The organism is Arthrobacter sp. Soil_N43, from assembly GCF_057655195.1.
In genome coordinates this window covers 1-19868 of sequence record NZ_JBDGML010000129.1, presented here as the reverse complement: position 1 = coordinate 19868, position 19868 = coordinate 1, and the positions used below count along the sequence as shown (strand labels likewise).

Here is a 19868-nt window from a genome sequence, read left to right as displayed (position 1 = left end):
TTCGCTCCGAAAAACAGGTATCCCCTACTGGTGACACTAAGTGGGCCCAATCATAGGCTTTTAGCCCACAAGGCCTTATCTGTGGCGCACGAGGCATCGTCGCCGCGGATACACGCCCGATAGTGCCGCAAGTTGCCGATGGTGTCGTCCGATCAGGGGATTCCGCCGGCGTCTCCAGAAGTCGCTACCTTATGAAGCGGTGAGGCTCGTGTCCATACCCAGTGCAGTTCCAGCGCCGCATGAAGAGCCCGTGGGCCAGGGCGCACCTTCGCGGGGCAGCGGGTGCACGCCGTGGAGGGCTTTGACGTGAGCGACCCCCTGGATGCCACCATTCATCGGGAAGAGGGCCATGAGCACCTCGTCCTGGAACTGCCGCGGGCCATGGAAAGCCCCGTCCGCCCGGACTGGTCTGGAGCCCGGTGGATCGGCGCCGTGGACCTCACCTCCCTGAACGGGCACAAAAGCCTGAAGCTGCGGGATTCCGAGGGGTACGAGCGTGCCCGGTTGCTGGTGCGCGAGGGCTCATCCGTGCGGGGTTTCGTTGATGTCGAAGCGCCGGGAGGCGTCCTGGACCGGGCAACACTGGATTCGGCCACGGCCGCACTGCCCGAGGCCGAGCCGGTTGCCGCCGCGGTGTCGGCCCCCAGCATCACGGTGGTCATTTGCACGAGAGACCGGGCCTCCGTGCTGCGCGGTGCGCTCGAGGCTCTGCTCCGCCTCGACTATCCGGACTACGACATTCTGGTGGTGGACAACGCGGCGCGAAGCACCGAGACCAAAGACATGGTGCGGCAGGAGTTCCAAGACCCCCGCATCAGGCTGATCGAGGAGCCTGTGCCTGGGCTGTCCCACGCGCGCAACACCGGGCTCGAGCACGCCCGGGGCGACATCGTCGCATTCACGGACGACGACGTCGTGGTGGACCAAGCCTGGCTCCGGGAGATCGCCGCGGGCTTCGAACGCGCTCCGGGCACTGCCTGCGTCACGGGGCTGGTGCCGGCCGGGGAGGTGCGGTCGCGCGCCCAGGGCTACTTCGATTACCGGGTGAGCTGGTCCAAGAGCATCACGGCCAAGGTGTACTCCCTCGCCGAGCCTCCTGCCGACCTTCCGAACTTCCCCTTCTGCGTCGGGGCTTACGGCACCGGGGCCAATTTCGCGCTGGACCGCCGGACTGCGCTCAGCCTGGGCGGATTCGACACCGCTCTGGGGGCGGGAACCCGCACCGGTGGAGGCGAAGACATCGACATGTTCACCCGGGTGATTCTTGCGGGCCACCCCTTGGTGGTCCATCCCTCAGCAATCGTCTGGCACCGTCACCGCGACGGCCTGGAGGAACTGCAGGCCCAGGCGCGCAGCTACGGCAGCGGATTGGGCGCATGGCTCACGAAGATCCTTCTGAACCCCCGTACTGCCCGGCTCGCCCTGGCGCGGACGCCGCATGCGGTCCGCCAACTGCTGACGAACGCCCGGCATCATCCCGTGGAACCGACTGCCGGCGGAACTGGCGCCTTCGATCCCTGGGATCCACAGCTTGCCAAGGTGCTGCGGCTGGAACTGCTTGCGGTTGCCCGCGGACCCCTGAACTACCTGCTGCAGCGCCGCTCATGACCTGAGTCCTGCGGCCGTCTTTCGCGGCGCCGAACCGCCCAAGGTTCCCGTTCGCGTCTCCCCACATTTCTTCAAACGGACCAGAAGGGTTCAGCCACATGAGTCGCTCATTGCAGGAGGAAGTCGTTACGTCGAGGCTGCTCATTTACAGGGAGGTGGCGCTGAATTCATTCCGCTCGTGGGATGGAGTCATCGGGGCCTTGGGCCTGCTGGCAGCACTCCTGATTCTGCTGGACGCCGGCGGGACAGTTCTTGCGCCCTTCAAACTCATCATGTGCCTGGCATTGCCGGGATGGGTCCTTGTGAGCCGCCTTGCGGACGCTGACCCTGCAGCACGGTTGGTCTGGACTGTTGTGGCGAGTGCCATGCTCTTCACGGTGTTCGCATTTTTCATGGCGTGGTCCGGCATCTGGCATCCACGGCCTGTCGCCGCGGCCGGCCTGGTGGCCTCCTCAGCAGCCATGGTTCTGTTCCCGGCCGTCCACGGGTTCGGTTCCCGGCCGTTCGAGTGGCGGTTGCGTCCGCTGCGACAGATGATTCCGCTGGACCGGCTGCGCGTGCTTGGCCGCTTGCGGGAGCGGGGCCTGCGGGAACTCCTGCCCTGGCTGGTCCTCGGAGCCGCCCTGGTCCTGTGGGGCGTTTCGCTCGCAATGACCGGCTCCGGCGAACTGGACACCTGGGGCCTGCTGACCAAATACCCGGTCACCTGGTACCTTGCCGTGGCCGCCGTTTTGGGCCTCTGCATCTGGGGCATCGGAACACGGCGGGAAACCCCTGCGCGGTTCCTGGTCGCCTCTGTCTCGGGCCTGGTCGTCATGCTTTATGCGTCGGCGAACCTGCTGACGGCCGTGCCGCGCCTGCCGTGGAGCTATAAGCACATTGCGGTGACAGACTTCATTGGCGCCACGGGCCAGATGGACCCGTCCGTGGACATCTACAACCGATGGCCGGGCTTCTTCGCGAGCAGTGCGTTCCTTGGAGAGGCGATCGGACTCCGGGACGCCCTGGACTATGCCGCATGGGCGGAGATCGGGTTCGCGCTCCTGAACGTCGTCACCGTCCTGGCCATAGCCCGCGCTCTCTCCAGGAATCCCCGCGTGTACTGGACCGCGACGCTGGTGTTCGTCCTGGCCAACTGGGTCAACCAGAATTACTACTCCCCCCAGGCATTCGGATACACGCTGTACCTGACCATGTGCCTTATTGTTCTCACCTTCCTGCGCAGTACGCCCGTCATGGTGGTGCAGGTACTTGAGGAACGCCTGACGAGACCACAGCTGCCGGTGATTGAATCGTATGAGAGGCCTGTCGCCCGTTCGATGAGGGTCACCGCCATCGTCGCCGTGCTGCTCCTGCAGGCCGCGATCGTCGTGAGCCACCAGCTGACCCCTTATTTGGCCCTCCTGGGGCTCGTTCCGCTCTTCCTGCTCGGATATTTCCGGCCGCGGTGGCTGGCGCCGGCGCTTGTGGTCATGACCCTCCTCTATCTCATTCCGAACATTGGCTTCATAGAGCAAAAATATGGCTTGTTCACCGGATTCGACCCCCTTGCCAACGCCGGATACCAGCCGCGAAGCGACACATTTACGGACCCAGCGGCCTGGTTGATGACCACCCGGTGGATGGCCCGTGCGGCTGTGCTCCTGTCCGTCCTGACGGGGGTCCTGGCGCTCGCCGGATTCGTCCGGCGCCTGATGCAGGGTGAAGTACGGACCACGCTGATGGTTGCGTGGATGGCGGTGGCCCCCGCATTCGGGCTGCTCGGCCAGTCGTACGGCGGAGAAGCGCGGCTCCGCATCTATCTCTTCGCCCTCCCGTGGCTGGCCATCGGCGTAGCCTGGCTGTTCTGGTCGGGGCCGCTGCGCACGCGGAAGGCGCTCCTGGGAGCCACCGCCGCCCTGAGCTCCATGGCCCTCCTGTTCAGCGTCGTGTACTTCCAGCCGGAGGAGGACCACCGGATCCCGAAGGGCGACGTGGTTGCCAGCCAATGGATAGACTCGCACGCCCGTTCCGGTGATGTGATCTTCGAGCCGGGCTACTTCTTCCCGACGCTGATCGGACCGAATTATCCGAATTACTACCGGACAATCAGGGTGGCCCCGCTTTCAGGGCTTATTAAGAATCTGACGGGACCCGTCAATGCGGAAAACATTGAGAAATACGCTGACAGCATCAAGCCCACATCCAATGTCTATGTTGTCTTTTCGGACAATAAACGCGAAGACGAGTCAGCGGCCAAGCTGTCGCCGGCCGGCACGGTTTCCAACTTCGAGCAGGACCTGAGTTTCGACAATAGGGCTTCGCGGGTGTTCGAGACTGAAACTGTTCGGATATATCAAATTGCGGGAACTCCATAGGTACGCAGTTTCAGGTCTGGAATCGGGGAGGAACGGATGACTGTGGACGAGGGACACCACAGCGTGCATGAACCGGGGCGTATGCCCACGGTTCTGCATCCGGACGTGGCAAAGGTGTTTCATGCATTGGACGGCTCCGGTCTGCCATGGCTCCTGGTCAGGGGCGAGCACGACCTTGCCCGTCCCTCGGGCGACGTGGACATTCTGGTCGCCAGGGAACAGCTGCCGGGCCTTGACCACCTGATGGCCGGCATCGGTTTTCGCCGCGTCCTGGCGTCCGGGCACGGCAGCCACCGGTTCTATTTCGCGTATGCCGGCCCGGATGACCTGTGGCTGAAGCTGGACTTCGTATCCGACATCTCCTTCGGCCCGTATCAACAGTGGCGCACTGCGCTGGCGTCCGGGTGCCTCAGCCGACGCGTCCGGAACGGACCGTTCTGGCTGCCGGATCCTGCAGACCAGGCGTGGCTGCAGCTGCTCCACCTCGTGCTGGACAAAGGCGAGGTCCGCCCGGAACGCGCCGGCATCGCGAACAGGGCGGCGTCGGCCGCCTCAACAAGCGACGTGCTGGCGGAATTCCTGGACCGGCGTGTGGGCCCCGGCGCCGCCGGACGATTGCTGAACGTGGTCCGGGCCGGCAGGTTTGACGAGGTGCCAGCGATGGCGGCCCGCATGCGATCGGCGTGGACCACGTCGGCTCAACGGCGCCCCAGCATCCTTGCCGTGGCGAACAGGGCCCAGCGCCTACTCACCCCGAGGCTGCGAGGCCGCGCGCCGGTGGTGGGGGTCATGGCACCGGACGGTGCCGGCAAGACCACCCTGCTCCGGAGCCTTGGTGCAGCTGTCCCCCTTCCCAGCAGCTATGTGTACATGGGGATGTGGGGTTCGGGTCCCTGGGATGCCTGGCTCAGCCGTATCCCCGGCGGCCGGCTGGGTAAGAAGGTTTTCCGACTGGTCCGCGGCGGGCTGGCCGCCCGGTATCACTCCCTGCGTGGGCGGATGGTGCTCATGGACCGTGTTGCCTACGACGCTGTGCTGCCCGGTTCAGCCGACAACAGCGTGCTCGGCAGGATAACCAACGCCATGGCCTTTTACCTGGTGCCGGATCCGGACGTCCTTCTGGTGCTGGATGCCCCGGGTGAGGTGATGTTCGCGAGGAAGGGCGAACATTCTGCCGAAATCCTGGAGGGCCGGAGGCAGGCCTACCTGCAGCTGGCTGACAGTCTGCCCCAGGCCAGGGTTCTTGATGCGGTGCAGCCGCAGGACGAGGTGCAGAGACAGGCAACGGACATAGTCTGGCGGCACACGTCACCCAGCCCTGCGGGTGCCTCCGAAGCAGCTCACGCCGGCCCGGTGGAGTTGAACCTGCACTTGTGGAGGCTGCTCGACTGGCGCTTCCTGTTGCCCGTGGTGCAGCCCAGGAGCCTGGGCTACGGCGGGGACATGGGGCGGGATATGGTGGCGGCGCTGCACCTGCTGGACCCCGGCGCGGTCCGCATCGGAGCCGACCGCATTGAAGCTGACCGCCAGAGTGCTGCGGCAGGTGATTTCGACGTCGTTCTGCTTTCCGCGCCTGACGTCCGGCTCTTTGAGGAGGCGGCAGCAGCGGTGGAGCCCGGCGGGTGGGTGTGCGCCCAGGTCAGCCGGTCGTTGCTCCGCAGCTCGGGCCCGCGGACGGTGGGCGGCTGGAAGCGCGTCTTCGAGCGGAAGGGCTTCAGTGATGTCGCCGTCTATTGGCATGCTCCGAACCTGGAGCGCACAGCGCGTATTGTGCCGGTGGCGTCTGCCACGGCAGTCCGGGACACGCTGTCGCTCCGGGAGGCCATCAGGTTCCGCCGGTCCAAGGTCGCAATAGCCCGCCTGGCCCTCGCGCTGCGGCTGTTTGACGCGGCGATTCCAGAAGGCACCGTCATGGGCCGCCGCGGCGATGGGAGGAACGGCGATGACCTTCATTGACCGGATCGTTTCGGACCACTACGACGAGCTGGGGCTGGAGAGGTACGGCATCGGCCGTCAATGGGCCACCGTGCTGCTCACACCGCGGTTCGTTACGTCCCGCCATGTGGTGGCCCTGATCTTCGCATTGGGGGCGCGTGAGCCCAGCCTTGTGGTGAAGGTGCCGCGGCAGCCGGGGGATAACGTCAGCGTTCGGCATGAAGCACAGGTGATGGACCAGCTCCGGTCCCTCGGGGCGGGTCCGGAGATCGGCGTCCCGGAGGTCGTGGCCGTGCTCGACGCCGGACCCCACACCGTGCTGATCGAAACCGCCGTGACCGGGGCGCCCCTGAACCCCCAACGGGTGGGCGCCGACGTGCCGGCCGCCGTGAGCGCGGGGACCGCCTTTGTGGCCGCGTTGCCCTGCACGCGCACGGCACCGGCCAACGGGGACTGGTACCAGCGGACGATCAGCCGTCCGCTGAGCGACCTCGTGTCCCTCCTGCCGACGGAGCCGGACGTTTCCGCGCTCGTGGAACGCACTCACGAGATGCTGGAACCGCTGCGCTCGGTGGAGCTTCCCGCCGTCGTCGAGCATGGCGACATGAGCCATCCAAACCTCTTCCTGCAGCCCAATGGACAGCTGCAGGTGGTCGACTGGGAGCGGTCGCGGACCGACGGCGTGCCCGGCCACGACCTCGTGTTCTATCTTCAGTACCTCAGCGAATCCAGCGAACGGGCGTTCTCCCGGCTGGCACAGCTCGCGGCATTCGACAAGGCGTTCGGTTCAACCGGGTGGGCCCTGGCTCCTCTCCGCGGCCACCTGCAGCTCAGAGGGGTGAACCCGGATCTGCTTCCGCTGCTGGTCATCGCGGTGTGGGCCAGGTCTGCGGCCACCCTGGCGTACAGGCTGGACAGCGAACGGGGTCCCGGCCAGGGAAGGAACCAGATGCGGGCCGCGGTGTTCGGAGACCGTGACTTCTGGCTGTGGCGGCACGTGGTGGACACCCGGTTCCGGCGTTAGCACCGGAACGCCCGGCACGCCCGGGACGCTGCGGACCCTATGCGGCGGACCTGTGCCACTTACGGTGCGGGGCGGCGGACCAGCTTCAGCAGTTCATCGTGCAGGGACGAGAAGCCCCAGCGCAGGATGATGTAGACCAGTCCCATGGCGGCGGCTGCAATGCCGAACATTGTGAAGAGGCCGTCGGCGAGCGGCAGGGCCAACCCCGCCAGGCCCACCGCTGCCACAGCTGCGCCGCAGACCACCCCGGGCACTACGGCGCGGAGGAGCTGGCGGAACTGCAGGTCCATGACCTTGGCGGCCACCAGCTGCATCCCCAGGGCGAAGAGCAGCGCGGCGGCGAGCTGCGCACAGGCCACGCCAACAATGCCCCACTGGACGGCGAAAAGCAGGACCGGTGCCAGGACCGCCAGCCGCACGAGGGAAATGCGGATGGAGAGTCCGGGTCGGCCAAGTGCCTTGTACACGTCATTGGCCCCCGCGCCCAGGGAACGGGCGGCAGCGTACAGGGACAGAAAGACCAGCGGCAGGACCGCTTCACCCCACTGCGGACCAAAGACCACAGGGACCATAATGGGAGCCGTGACGGCGAGGCCAACGCCGGCAGTCATCCCATACAGCGCCTGAAGTTCGACGCTCTTCAGGTAACCGCTGCGGAGCCGGTCCGGTTCACCGCGCACCTTGGCGTAAAGCGGGAAGAGGACAGTGGACAGGACGAAGAATACGTTGATGATCACCAACTCGGGCGCGCGGAAGGCCAGCGTGTAGAACCCCAGCGCATTCGCCCCCAGAAACAGGCCGATGATGAGGTAGTCGATGTCAAAGATCAGCCGGGCCAGCAGTGAACTGCCCGCGACCGGCGCGCCGAACTGCAGGTTGGCCCGGAGGGCATCCCTGGTGACGCGCCAGACCTGCCAGGGTGCCTTGCCAGGAAGCAGGAACCAGCAGGCGGCGGCGTAGGCCACGGAGCCGGCGGCCGTGCCGATGGCCAGCGACCAGGCCCCGTACCCGGCAAAGGCCAGTGACAGGGTGACGGCGCCCATGGTGGCCGCACGAAGAACAGGAGCCGCCGTCTGGCGCTTGAAATGCAGGTCGCGGCGCAGCAGCGCTTCCGGGACAGCGGCCAGGGCGGTGGCCAGCAGCGAGATCGACAGGACCTGCACGAGGGGTGCCACCTCGGGCAGGTTGAAGACACCGGCTATGGCGGGCGCGCCGAGGACGGCCCCGGAGGCCAGGAGGCAGCCCAGAACCACCGAGATCAGGAGGGCGGAGCGGGCGACTTCGCCGGTGTGCGGCAGGTAAACCAGCGCTTGGGCGACACCGGCATCGGCAATGGTCTCCGCATAGGCCATCAGGACCAGCGCCAGCGCCACCAGTCCGTACTCCTCGGGCGACAACAGCCGGGCCAGCACGATGATGGTGACGAGCACGAACACCTTGCCGGCCACGAAGGCCAGTCCCTGCCATATCGCTCCACGGGCGCCGGCCTGGGCGAGTTCCCCGGGCGCGTACTTCATGCCGGTGAGCTTCGGCGCTGCGGATCGCGGGTGTCGTGGCTGATGGCCATGCGAAGCTCGTCGAGATACTCCTGCGTGACCACATCCCAGGTCCGGACAGCGGCTTCATCTGACCCGCGGTGCTCCGTCCGAGGCGCAGCCAGATAGCCCACCACGCGTTCCACAATGCTGCCGACGTCCTCCTCGACGGTCAGCAGAGGGTGGGCCTCCTGTTCGCGGGCTGCCACTGGCGTCGCCACCACGGGAGTGCCGGCAGCCAGGGCTTCGCGCACCGAGTTCCGAATGCCCACTCCGTGCTCGTCAGGGAACACGGCCACATCGGCGGCGTGGAAAACATCCAGGACCGATGGCACATTCGCCAGGACCTCCACGCGGGGCCCGGCCAGTTCGAGGACCGCGGGTGCGGGACGGCGGCCCGCGATGACGAACCTGGCATCCGGCACCTGCTGCCACACCAGTGGTGCCACTTTGTTGATGAGCACGCCCGCACTGTCGATGTTCGGACCATAGTTAAGGCTGCCGACAAAGCAGACTACGGGACTGTCCCCCCGGGTGCCGGAGCGGACCGCCACTTCGGCGCCGTTCGGAATACTCCTCACACTCCGCCCGAGGCGGCTGGACCATTCGACGGCGTCCTGGGCACCAACGGTGAGGAGCCGCGCCCGGAGGGGAAGACGACGTTCGGCCCTGAGTGCCAGGTACTCCCGGGCCCGGTACGCCGGCCGCAACCTCCGTGCAATGGCGGTGTCCATGCCGGCGCGAATCGACCAGGGGTCCACCGTCTGCAGGACCACCGGTCCCTGCACATGATGGGCGAGGGGGAGCGCATGAGGACCGTGTATCAGCGTCGCGTCGCTTTCCACGGAAAGCCGCGATGCGATTTCTTTTGCTTTCGCTGTGTAGCGCTCCTGCTTTCCCAGGCCATTCAATCCGAAGAATGACCGGAAGAATGCCAATTTGCGATTGCGCGGGGAGAGGATATGAACTGCTTTGCAGCGCTCCCTTACTTCCTCGGGAAGCCCTACAGGCCCCGAAAACGTCACCAGGGTGACTTTGACGTCGTCGGGAAGATTGCGGAGGAACTCGAAAGGGATCATAGAGCTGCCATCCCCGAACACAGGGTCCCGGTTGGGCATACTTTCTGTCACGTACAGAAGCCTCATTGCAAGAGTGTACGTGACCGTAAAGGAATCCCGCCTGCATGCGAAAATTTTGCTTTATTGCCCGGAATGCCGACCGGCCACGCCGCCCATTTGCCGGGTGTGCCCGAGGCGGGACTCAGTCGTCCCCGCCGCCCCTGCCGCTGTGGCCGCCACTGTCATCGCCCGGCTCGGGCGCCCTCGAACCGCCCTTATCGTCCCCTGGTTCTGGCGTCACCCGCAGACCGCCCTTATCGTCCCCGGGTTCGACGGCGTCGGTGAGTCCGCCTTTGTCGTCGCCTGGTTCTGGGGTCCCGCCCAGTCCGCCTTTGTCGTCGTCGGGCTCGAAGGACGGGGACGAACTAGGCGATGACGTCGGTGACGTCGGTGACGGCGATGCCGTCAGGCTGTCCCGCGGCGTCGCTGTCGCCGTCGGACCCGTGCTGGGGACGGCCGCGGTGACCCCCTGCGGAGCGGCGGGCGTCCCAGTGGCCGAATCATCCGGCAGGAGAACCGTGTTGGCGTTGCCGGTGGTGCCTGTCGAGGAGTTGTTGAGAGTCTGGGTGTTGATGGCAAGGGCGGTGGACCCGGTGACGAGGATCCCTGCGATCGAAAGGGCCAAAGCTGTTCTTGTTCTCATGCCCCAACTGTAGGAAGCCGTCGGACAGGATAGGTGCCCGGGAAATCCAAGATTTGTCCAAGATTGATGCCGCAAACTTCCCGGCAGGCGGATATCCGCAGCGGTTCACGCTGCGCGGGAACATAATCAGGTATGCAGATCCTGGTTGTTGAAGACGACGAATCGGTCGCCGCCGGTGTTATTGAAGGACTGACGCGGGCAGGCTTCCAGACCAGGCACATGGCGGACGGGGCGGGGGCCCTGGCCGAAGTGCGGGCGTCGGGCCCTGACTTCATCCTCCTCGATCTGGGACTGCCGGACATGGACGGCACCGACGTGTGCCGCGCCATCCGGGCGTTGACGCGGACACCGATCATTGTTGTCAGCGCCCGCGATGAGGAAATCGACCGGGTGCTGGCCCTGGAGCTGGGGGCGGATGACTATCTGGTCAAGCCATTCGGAATGCGGGAACTGGTCGCCAGGATCAGGGCTGTGGCGCGGCGCTCCGATGACCGTGCGGGGGACGGCCAGGCCGCCGCGGGCATCCGGCAGCTCGGCGCGCTGAGCATTGACCAGCGTTCCCGGCGGGTGCTCATGGACGGCGCGGAGATCCACCTGACGGTCAAGGAATTTGATCTCCTGTACTATCTCGCCGAAGACCCGGGAGCGGTGTGCCAGCGAAGCGATATCCTGCGCGCCGTCTGGGACGGCAACTGGTATGGAACCACCAAGACACTCGATGCCCATGTGGCAGCGATCCGTAAGAAGCTCGGGAATCCGCGCTGGATCGAGGCTGTCCGCGGTGTCGGATTCAGGCTGGATGTGCCTGGATGAGGTGGCGGCTTATTTCCGCGTTCATGGTCATCACCCTCCTGGTCGTTCTGGTCCAGGACATTCCCTTGGGAAACTACCTCGTGCGGGTGGAACGCGACCGTCTCACCACGTCCCTTGAGCGGGACGCGTTCCTCCTCGGCGGACGTGCCAGGCAGTTGCTCGAATCCGGCACCGGGACATCCGCGGGCGTTGCAGACGCCGTGCGGGCGTACGGCCAGGCGAGCGGTGCCCGGGTGGTGATCGTCAACACCGCAGGAACCGCCGTGGCGACGTCGGACGACGATCAGTCTGCCACTGGATCCTCCTACCTCTCCCGTCCCGAAATTGCCGAGGCCCTGACCGGCCAGATCAACGCGGGGCAGCGGTACTCGGAGACACTGGGCCTGGACTTGCTGTACGTCACCGTCCCGGTCCTCAGCGCCGAAAAAATCACCGGGGCAGTCCGCCTCACCTACCCGGCATCTGAGGTGACAGACCGGGTATCCGGCCAGTTGACGGTGCTGTGGACCGTGGCAGGCACAACGGTGCTCCTCGCCGGACTGTTGGCGTATCTCATGGCCGGGGCAGTGACGAGGAGGATCAAGCGGCTCCAGAAAGCCACCGAGATCCTTGCCGAGGGCGACCTCTCCGCCCGCACCGAGGACGACGAGGGAGCCCCGGAACTCCGCGCCTTGGCACGCTCATTCAACAGGATGGCGGACAGGCTGGAGCATCTGGTCCAGCAGCAAAAGGGCTTTGCCAGCGATGCCTCCCATCAGCTGCGCACACCACTGACCGGACTGAGGCTCCGGCTGGAGAACGCCGTCGAATCCATTGGCAGTGATCCGGAGAAGGCCCGGGTCATGGTGGCTGATTCGCTGGAGGAGACGTACCGGTTCCAGCGGATCATCGACGGCCTGCTGCTCCTGAGCCGCGGGGACAGCCGCGACGTGGCGCTGGTTAGGGTCGACCTGGGCGCGGTGGCCGCGAGCCGGGTTGAGCAGTGGGAGGCGCTCGCAGAGGAAACCGGCGTCCGGATTGCCCTGGACGCCCTGCCCGGCGCGCACATCACTGCCATGCCGGGCGCTGCCGAACAGATCATCGACAACCTCATTGACAACGCCCTGGCCGTCGCTCCGCCAGAGTCGCTCCTGCGGCTTGAGGTAGCGCGTCCTGACAACGACGGCAGGGTTGAGCTTCACGTCATCGACGAAGGCCCGGGGCTCTCCGCCGAGGACTGCCAACGGGCCTTCAACCGGTTCTGGCGGGGACAGGGGAGCAACGACGGAAGCGGACTCGGGCTGGCCATCGTCCGGCAGCTTGCCGAGGCGAGCGGGGCCGCGGCCTCGCTGACGCCGCGGGACGTCGGCGGCCTGGATGCCTGTGTGCGGTTCCGGGCGGCGGGCCACGGTTAACGGCCGGGCAGCGGCTACCCGGGAAGGGTGCCGCCAAGCCGCGAGGTGACGCGGCGGGCGGCGGCAGAGCACGATTCGCCGAGGCTTTGCAGTGTCTCCGCAGAGACACGGAACCGGGGAGCGGGAATGAGGACCGCGGCGGCAATATCGCCGCGGTGGTCGTAGACGGGAGCCGCCACACCCACCTCATCGAGCGAGGTGTCGCCATAGTTAATGGCCCAGCCGCGCTGGGCCACGTCCTTGAGGCGGACCAGATAGTCCTCCAGGCCGGTTTCATCGAGGCCCGGGTAAGTGATGGTTCCGCTGCGCAGCAGTGTCCGGACGCGGTCCGGGGCTTCGGCGGCGAGGAAGACCTGGACGGAGGCGCTAAGCGCGTCGCTGTACTGGGCCCCGAGGGGCGTTGTGTGTTTGATCTGGTGATGGCTGGGGATCTGCTCCACGCACATCGAAGCGGAGCCGTTCCACACCATCAGTGCACTGGTTTCGCCGGTCTGTTCAGCCAGTTCCCGAAGGACGGGGTAGGCCACGCGACGCTCTTCCAGCTCCGCAAGCAGCGGCCCGGCCACGGCGATGAGGCCCAGCCCCAGACGGAACCGCTTCGTCTCGGGGTCCCGCTCCACCAAGTGTTCCTGTTCGAACGTGGCCAGGATCCTTGAAACGGTGCTCTTGTGAAGCCCGACGCGGTTCGCGATCTCGGTGACCCCCAGCAACGGCTCGTCGGCCGTGAAGGTGCGGAGGACGGCAACGGCGTTGACAATGACGGAGGTTCCTTTGGCTTCGCCGGTGCCGGTGGGGTCGGGAGATTCTGCTGGGCTCATGGTGCTCACCATCATTCCCTAAGAAGGAACAGAAGTGGCGCCACCCCCAATGTGGCGCCACTTCCGTTTGAGTATCGCGGGGACGGGTGAGGTCAGGCCCCGATGATGTTGTATTCGGGTCCGAACGGGAACTTCGTGATGTTCTCCGCTCCGTCCTCGCCCACCACCAGGATGTCGTGCTCGCGGTAGCCGCCCGCACCGGGCTGGCCCTCCAGGACAGTGATCATCGGTTCCATGGAAACCACCATGCCCGGTTCCAGCACGGTGTCGATGTCCTCGCGGAGCTCCAGCCCGGCCTCCCGGCCGTAGTAGTGGCTGAGGACGCCGAAGGAGTGCCCGTAGCCGAAGGTGCGGTTGGCCAGCAGGCCGTGTCCCACGTAGATCTCGTTGAGCTCGGCGGCGATGTCCTTGCAGACGGCGCCGGGCTTGATGAGTTCGAGGCCGCGCTTGTGGACTTCCACGTTGACGTTCCACAGTTCCAGGGAACGGGCATCCGGTTCGCCGTAGAACAGGGTGCGTTCCAGGGCCGTGTAGTAGCCGGAGGTCATGGGAAAGCAGTTCAGCGACAGGATGTCGTGCTCTTGGATCTTCCGGGTGGTGGCCCAGTTGTGCGCGCCGTCCGTGTTGATGCCTGACTGGAACCAGACCCAGGTGTCGCGGATCTCCGAGTCCGGGAACGTGCGGGCGATCTCGTGGACCATGGCCTCGGTGCCGATCAGCGCCACCTCGTATTCGGTGATGCCGGCGGTGATGGCGTTGCGGATGGCTTCGCCGCCCAGGTCGCCGATGCGCGCACCGTGCTTGATGACCTCGATCTCCTCGGCGGACTTGATCATCCGCTGGCGCATGGCGGCCTGGGCGACGTCCACGAGCGTGGCCGATGCGAAGGCGGCCTGGATCTTGTTGCGGTTGTCCAGCGGCAGGGAGTCGTCCTCGACGCCGATGCGGCGGGGGTTGATGCCCCGGGTGCGGAGAGTCTCCTGGATGGCGTGGATGTAGTTGTCCCGGCGCCAGTCCGTGTACACGAGGTTGTCGCCGTAGCTGCGGCGCCAGGGCATGCCGGCGTCGATGTTGGCGGTGACCGTGACGTTGTCGTCCTTGGTGACCACCATGGCGTAGGAACGGCCGAAGTAGGTGAAGAGGAAATCGGAGTAGTACTTGATCGAGTGGTAGCTCGTCAGGACGACGGCGTCCAGTTCCTTCTCTGCCATGATGCGGCGGAGACCGGCCAGCCGGCGTTCGAACTCGGCGTTGGAGAAAGTCAGCCTGACTTTTTCGCCGTTGTTGAGGACCTTCAGGCGGTCCAGCCGCGCGACATCGTTGACGGCCTCTGATTCGGTGACGGTCATGGTTGTCCTTTCGTTCGGGCCCCGGAAGGACCTCGTGTCTCGTATGTCCACCAAGATTAGGGTGTTGCATTAGCTGCAACCCTGTTGCATCAGAGTAGGTGTTGAGGCCAGCTTCGGTCAATGCTCTTTTGCGGGACGAAGCATTTTGGTTGCGTTGATCAAATTAGAGTTGCAGAAATTGAGGGGCCGGAGGCTGGTGCTTCCGCGGTGCCGCGCCTCGGCTCTGTTGACACCCCATGTGGCGGCTGTCATATTTTCAGTACGCGCAATGTGCATCCTGTTGTGTAATACGCAATTCACGCGGCAGTCCTGGCCGCTCAGGACACTGAGGCCGTCGCAGTCCCGGCCAAGAGTCTCGAACCGCGGGATGAAGATTTGGAACCACGCAGAGTCAGCTAGATTGGCACTGGTGCCGTCACCCGTGGGTCCCCGGATCCAGGAAAGGAACACGAACTAATGGTTCATAAAGTCAAGGCAGTTGTTGTCAAGGAGAAGGACGCTCCGGTGTCGGTGGAGACGATTCTGGTGCCGGATCCGGGGCCGGGTGAGGCTTTGGTGGATGTTCTGACGTGCGGGGTGTGCCACACGGACCTGCATTACAAGCTGGGTGGTATTGGGGATGAGTTCCCGTACCTGCTGGGCCATGAGGCGACCGGCGTGGTCGCCGCGGTCGGTGCGGGGGTGACGGAGGTCGCTGCGGGGGACCGGGTGATCCTGAACTGGCGCGCGGTCTGCGGGCAGTGCCGGGCCTGCGCGAAGGGCCAGCCGCAGTATTGCTTCAACACCGCCAACGCGGTCCAGAAGATGACGCTGGAGGACGGCACCGAGCTTTCCCCGGCGCTGGGCATCGGCGCGTTCGCGGAGAAGACCCTGGTCGCGGCCGGGCAGTGCACCAAGGTCGATGAGGACGCCGACCCGGCCGCGGTGGGGCTGCTCGGGTGCGGGGTGATGGCCGGGATCGGCGCGGCGATCAACACCGGTGAGGTCAAGCGCGGGGAATCGGTGGCCGTGATCGGCTGCGGCGGGGTGGGCATCGCCGCGATCGCCGGGGCGAAGCTGGCCGGCGCGACCACGATCATCGCGGTGGACATCGATGAGAACAAGATCCAGATGGCCAAAACCCTCGGCGCGACGCACGGGGTGAACTCCCGCACCACCGACCCGGTCGAGGCCATCCGGGCGCTGACGAACGGCAACGGCGCGGACGTGGTGATCGAGGCCGTCGGCCGGCCCGAGACCTACAAGCAGGCCTTCTACGCCCGCGACCTCGCCGGCCGCGTGGTCCTCGTCGGCGTCCCCACCCCGCAGATGACCCTGGAACTGCCTTTGCTGGACGTCTTTGGCCGCGGCGGGTCGCTGAAGTCCTCCTGGTACGGGGACTGCCTGCCCTCCCGGGACTTCCCCATGCTCGTCTCCCACTACAAGCAGGGCAACCTGGACCTGGACGCGTTCGTGACCGAACGCATCACCATCGACCAGGTCGAGGAAGCCTTCGAGAAAATGCACGAAGGCAAGGTGCTGCGCTCCGTCGTCGAAATCCAGCCCGCCACCCAACCCCAGCCCGCCACCCAACCCCAGCCAGCCGCCATTCCCGCTGAGACTGCCACCGCCGCTGCCACGGCCGGGACCGCGACGGCGGTGACCGCATGAGCCTCACCATCGAAAACCTCGTCACCTCCGGCACCTTCTCCCTCGACGGCGGCACCTGGGAGGTGGAGAACAACGTCTGGATCGTAGGCAACGACACCGAATGCGTGATCATCGACTCCCCGCACGACGCGGAGGCGATCATCAACCAGGTCCGCGGCCGGAAAGTCGCCGCGATCCTGCTCACCCACGCCCACAACGACCACATCGGCGCCGCCCGCGCTGTGGCCCAGGCCGTGGGCGCCCCGATCTGGCTCAACCCCGAGGACCAGGTCCTCTGGGAACAGGTCTACCCCGGCACCACCGCCGATAAGGAGATCACCGACGGAGACGAGTTCCACATCGCCGGGGCCACCCTGAAAGCGATCCACACCCCCGGCCACTCACCCGGCTCCACCTGCTTCCACCTCGAAACCGAGAACACCGTCTTCACCGGAGACACCCTGTTCAACGGCGGCCCCGGCGCGACCGGCCGCTCCTACAGCGACTACCCCACCATCCTGACCTCCATCCGCGAACGCCTCCTGACCCTCCCACCCGAAACCATCGTCCGCACCGGCCACGGAGACAACACCACCATCGCCGCCGAACGCGAAACACTCGCCAAGGTCAACCAGTGACGTCCTGATCCATGAACGGCCCCCGCCCTGTCAGGCGGGGGCCGTTGCTGTCTTTCGCATACGCCGACGTCAATTAACCAGAAGGGAGGGCCATGGCCCGGATCAGACGCGTGGCTTTGCTGTCGCTGCACACCTCGCCGATGGAGCAGCCCGGTTCCGGTGATGCCGGCGGCATGAACGTCTACATCCGCGGCCTGGCCTCGGCCCTCGCGGAAGCCGGCGTGGAAGTGGAGATTTTCACCCGCTCCACAGACGCCAGCCGGCCCGCCGTCGAACATCCCGAGGCCGGTGTGCGCGTCCACAACGTCTTGGCGGGACCGCGGCGGCACGTTCCCAAGGAGGAACTGCCTGAGCTGGTGCCCAGCATGGTCGCTGAGATCGAAAAGTTCCGCGGGCAGCAGCCGCACGGGCATTACGACGCGATCCATTCCCACTACTGGGTCTCCGGTGTCGCCGGCATCGAGCTGTCCCGGCGGTGGAATGTGCCATTGGTGCACACCATGCACACCATGGCCAAGGTCAAGAACCTCGTGCTGCAGGCGGGCGAGGAACCCGAGCCGCGGCGCCGGGAGGACGGCGAGTACAGGATCGTCGACGGCGCTGCCCGCCTGATCGCCAACACCGGCGCCGAGGCGGCCGAGCTGGTTTCGCACTACAACGCTGACTTTGACCGGATCGACGTCGCTCCCCCTGGCGTTGACCTGTCGGTCTTCACGCCCACGTCCCGAAGCCGCTCCCGCGCCGCGCACGCCATTGCCCCGGGCACTTTCCATCTCCTGTTTGCGGGGCGGATCCAGTGGCTCAAGGGCCCGCAGGTCCTGGTCCAGGCCGCGGCCCTCCTCCGCAGGCGCCGCCCGGACATCGACCTGAAGGTGACCGTTGTCGGCGCGCTGAGCGGCGCCCGGGACTTCGATCTGAACGCTGTTGTCAGCGCCGAAGGAATGGACGACGTCGTAACTCACCTCCCGCCGGTCGCCGCACCGGAGCTGGCCGGCTGGTACCGCTCCGCCGACGTCGTCGTCATGCCCTCCTACAGCGAGTCCTTCGGGCTTGTTGCACTGGAGGCTCAGGCTTGCGGCACACCCGTAGTGGCCACCCGGGTTGGGGGCCTGTCACGGGCCGTCAGCGACGGCCGCACAGGAACTCTCGTTGACGGGCACTATGCAGGCGACTGGGCCGACGCCCTCGAAGCCCTGTACGACGATCCCGTCAGGCGCGAGGACATGGGCCGTGCGGCCTCCGTCCAGGCGGAGAGTTCAGGATGGCAGCGCACTGCGGCCATCACGCTGGAGAGCTACCTCGCCGCCACAAAACAGCACTCCCGTCGCTTGGAACTCGCGGCCGTTTAAACAGGACGCTCCCCCACCAAAAGAAGTGAGGGAGCGTCGGGCCCAAACCTGCGAAAGGTGAGGGAGGGTCGGGCGGGGGTTAGCGCTCCAGGTCGCCGCGGATGAAGGCCTCGACCTTTTCACGGGCGAGGTCGTCGTTGAACTGCTCCGGCGGGGACTTCATGAAGTAGCTCGACGCCGACAGCAGCGGCCCGCCGATGCCACGGTCCAGGCCGATCTTCGCCGCACGGATCGCATCGATGATCACACCCGCAGAGTTCGGCGAGTCCCACACCTCCAGCTTGTACTCCAGCGACACCGGCGCGTCACCGAAGTTCCGGCCCTCCAGGCGCACAAACGCCCACTTGCGGTCATCGAGCCACTGCACGTAGTCCGACGGGCCGATGTGCACATCCTTCGCCGCCATCTCGGCCTCCACATTGGACGTCACGGCCTGGGTCTTGGAAATCTTCTTGGACTCCAGCCGGTCCCGCTCCAGCATGTTCTTGAAGTCCATGTTCCCGCCCACGTTCAGCTGGTACGTACGGTCCAGCGTCACACCACGGTCCTCAAACAGCTTGGCCATCACCCGGTGCGTGATTGTCGCACCGATCTGGCTCTTGATGTCATCACCCACAATCGGCACACCGGCCGCCGTAAACTTCTCCGCCCACTCCCTGGTCCCCGCGAGGAACACCGGCAGCGCGTTCACGAACGCCACCCCGGCATCGATCGCGCACTGGGCATAGAACTCCGCCGCCTCCTGCGACCCGACCGGCAGGTAGCAGACCATCACATCAACCTCGGCATCCTTCAACGCCTGCACGACGTCGACCGGCTCCTTGGTGGACTGCTCAATGGTCTCCAGGTAATACCGGCCCAACCCGTCCAGAGTGTGCCCGCGCTGCACCGTCACACCGGTCGGCGGCACATCCGCGATCTTGATGGTGTTGTTCTCGCTGGCCAGGATCGCATCGGCCAGGTCCACGCCGACCTTCTTGCCGTCCACATCAAAGGCAGCAACGAACTTCACGTCGTTGACGTGGTACTTGCCGAACTCCACATGCATCAGACCCGGGATCGTGGCCTGGGGGTCGGCATCCCGGTAATAGTGGACACCCTGGACCAGCGAGGCGGCGCAGTTACCCACACCGACGATAGCGACACGAATCGGATTGGAAGACACGGAACTCCTTAGGGAAAATACTCGCCGCCGTGGCTGGATGACCAGGAAACTGGCGGCTGCAGCTAACAACCGCACTGCGGCCGACTTCGGCGGCTGGTGCGGCGTTCGAGGAGGCTTCCCGAATATTGCCCGGAAACTGACTGGACCTCCTGAAAGGTGCTGCCCTCCATCCTCTCCCCTATGGCCAAGGGGCGCCACGCCATGATTGGGCGGTTGGGCCTACCCAAAAGGATGGGCAAAGGGCGCAGCGTTGACGCAGCCAAGGGTCAGGCCGAAGACTTCGTCGGGGTCGAGGCGGCGGAGTTCTTCGGCGAGGCAGTCGCGCAGGCTGCGTCGGAGCAGGGGGGTGCGATGGGCGGGCTGGCCGGGTTGGGTGAGTTCGGCGATGGAGAGTCCGGGGCGGAAGAGCTGGACGTCGCCGCTGGCGCGGGTGAGGCGGACGCGGCGGATGCCGGTCCCGGCGGGGTCCGCGACGATGGTCACGGGGGCGTCC

General features: G+C 65.9%; 16 protein-coding genes. 9 read left to right on the top strand and 7 right to left on the bottom strand.

The annotated features are described in order from the left end of the window. The first annotated feature begins 306 nt into the window (after positions 1–306). The 4 genes from AC3A3W_RS21075 to AC3A3W_RS21060 all read left to right on the top strand — a co-directional run bounded on the left by AC3A3W_RS21075 (position 307) and on the right by AC3A3W_RS21060 (position 6924). On the top strand, positions 307–1608 hold the full coding sequence (locus AC3A3W_RS21075) for a glycosyltransferase family 2 protein (RefSeq protein ID WP_487445072.1): 1302 nt from the start codon (positions 307–309) through the stop codon (positions 1606–1608). Positions 1609–1706: 98 nt separating this feature from the next. After that, on the top strand, positions 1707–3965 hold the full coding sequence (locus AC3A3W_RS21070; RefSeq protein ID WP_487445071.1) for a hypothetical protein: 2259 nt from the start codon (positions 1707–1709) through the stop codon (positions 3963–3965). Positions 3966–4070: 105 nt separating this feature from the next. After that, the gene (locus tag AC3A3W_RS21065) at positions 4071–5921 is read left to right on the top strand and encodes a hypothetical protein (RefSeq protein WP_487445070.1); all 1851 of its coding nucleotides are present in this window, start codon (positions 4071–4073) and stop codon (positions 5919–5921) included. Further along, on the top strand, positions 5908–6924 hold the full coding sequence (locus tag AC3A3W_RS21060; protein WP_487445069.1) for an aminoglycoside phosphotransferase family protein: 1017 nt from the start codon (positions 5908–5910) through the stop codon (positions 6922–6924). Before AC3A3W_RS21065 ends, AC3A3W_RS21060 begins: the two co-directional genes overlap by 14 nt. 59 nt (positions 6925–6983) lie before the next feature. On the opposite strand, the gene AC3A3W_RS21055 is transcribed toward AC3A3W_RS21060, so the two are convergent. The 3 genes from AC3A3W_RS21055 to AC3A3W_RS21045 all read right to left on the bottom strand — a co-directional run bounded on the left by AC3A3W_RS21055 (position 6984) and on the right by AC3A3W_RS21045 (position 10220). Continuing rightward, positions 6984–8441, bottom strand: a complete 1458-nt coding sequence (locus tag AC3A3W_RS21055; protein ID WP_487445068.1) for a lipopolysaccharide biosynthesis protein — start codon at positions 8439–8441, stop codon at positions 6984–6986. Further along, positions 8438–9538, bottom strand: a complete 1101-nt coding sequence (locus AC3A3W_RS21050; protein ID WP_487445067.1) for a glycosyltransferase — start codon at positions 9536–9538, stop codon at positions 8438–8440. Before AC3A3W_RS21050 ends, AC3A3W_RS21055 begins: the two co-directional genes overlap by 4 nt. A gap of 181 nt (positions 9539–9719) precedes the next feature. Then, on the bottom strand, positions 9720–10220 hold the full coding sequence (locus AC3A3W_RS21045; protein WP_487445066.1) for a hypothetical protein: 501 nt from the start codon (positions 10218–10220) through the stop codon (positions 9720–9722). Between the two features lie 132 nt (positions 10221–10352). On the opposite strand from AC3A3W_RS21045, the gene AC3A3W_RS21040 reads away from it, so the two are divergent. Together AC3A3W_RS21040 and AC3A3W_RS21035 are read left to right on the top strand one after the other, a co-directional pair. Then, the gene (locus AC3A3W_RS21040) at positions 10353–11033 is read left to right on the top strand and encodes a response regulator transcription factor (protein ID WP_487445065.1); all 681 of its coding nucleotides are present in this window, start codon (positions 10353–10355) and stop codon (positions 11031–11033) included. Then, positions 11030–12427, top strand: coding sequence for a sensor histidine kinase (locus AC3A3W_RS21035; protein WP_487445064.1), 1398 nt, complete (start codon positions 11030–11032; stop codon positions 12425–12427). Before AC3A3W_RS21040 ends, AC3A3W_RS21035 begins: the two co-directional genes overlap by 4 nt. Positions 12428–12441: 14 nt before the next feature. Here AC3A3W_RS21035 and AC3A3W_RS21030 read toward each other — a convergent pair whose 3' ends face one another. Together AC3A3W_RS21030 and AC3A3W_RS21025 are read right to left on the bottom strand one after the other, a co-directional pair. After that, the gene (locus tag AC3A3W_RS21030) at positions 12442–13245 is read right to left on the bottom strand and encodes an IclR family transcriptional regulator (RefSeq protein ID WP_487445063.1); all 804 of its coding nucleotides are present in this window, start codon (positions 13243–13245) and stop codon (positions 12442–12444) included. Positions 13246–13337: 92 nt separating this feature from the next. Then, the gene (locus tag AC3A3W_RS21025) at positions 13338–14594 is read right to left on the bottom strand and encodes an aminopeptidase P family protein (protein ID WP_487445062.1); all 1257 of its coding nucleotides are present in this window, start codon (positions 14592–14594) and stop codon (positions 13338–13340) included. A gap of 456 nt (positions 14595–15050) precedes the next feature. On the opposite strand from AC3A3W_RS21025, the gene AC3A3W_RS21020 reads away from it, so the two are divergent. The 3 genes from AC3A3W_RS21020 (at position 15051) to mshA (ending at position 18210) form a co-directional block, all read left to right on the top strand. Continuing rightward, positions 15051–16244, top strand: coding sequence for an S-(hydroxymethyl)mycothiol dehydrogenase (locus AC3A3W_RS21020; RefSeq protein ID WP_487445061.1), 1194 nt, complete (start codon positions 15051–15053; stop codon positions 16242–16244). After that, positions 16241–16861 (top strand): MBL fold metallo-hydrolase, encoded by a 621-nt coding sequence (locus AC3A3W_RS21015; protein WP_487445060.1) that lies wholly within the window; start codon positions 16241–16243, stop codon positions 16859–16861. Before AC3A3W_RS21020 ends, AC3A3W_RS21015 begins: the two co-directional genes overlap by 4 nt. 92 nt (positions 16862–16953) lie before the next feature. Beyond that, on the top strand, positions 16954–18210 hold the full coding sequence (mshA, locus tag AC3A3W_RS21010) for a D-inositol-3-phosphate glycosyltransferase (RefSeq protein ID WP_487445059.1): 1257 nt from the start codon (positions 16954–16956) through the stop codon (positions 18208–18210). 79 nt (positions 18211–18289) lie between these two features. Here the strand turns inward: mshA and AC3A3W_RS21005 are convergent, their stop codons facing one another. Together AC3A3W_RS21005 and AC3A3W_RS21000 are read right to left on the bottom strand one after the other, a co-directional pair. Further along, entirely contained in the window at positions 18290–19375 is a 1086-nt protein-coding gene (locus tag AC3A3W_RS21005) for an inositol-3-phosphate synthase (protein WP_487445058.1), read from the bottom strand. 219 nt (positions 19376–19594) lie between these two features. Next, the coding region (locus AC3A3W_RS21000; protein WP_487445057.1) for an OpcA/G6PD domain-containing protein at positions 19595–19868 on the bottom strand (274 nt) is incomplete at its 5' end.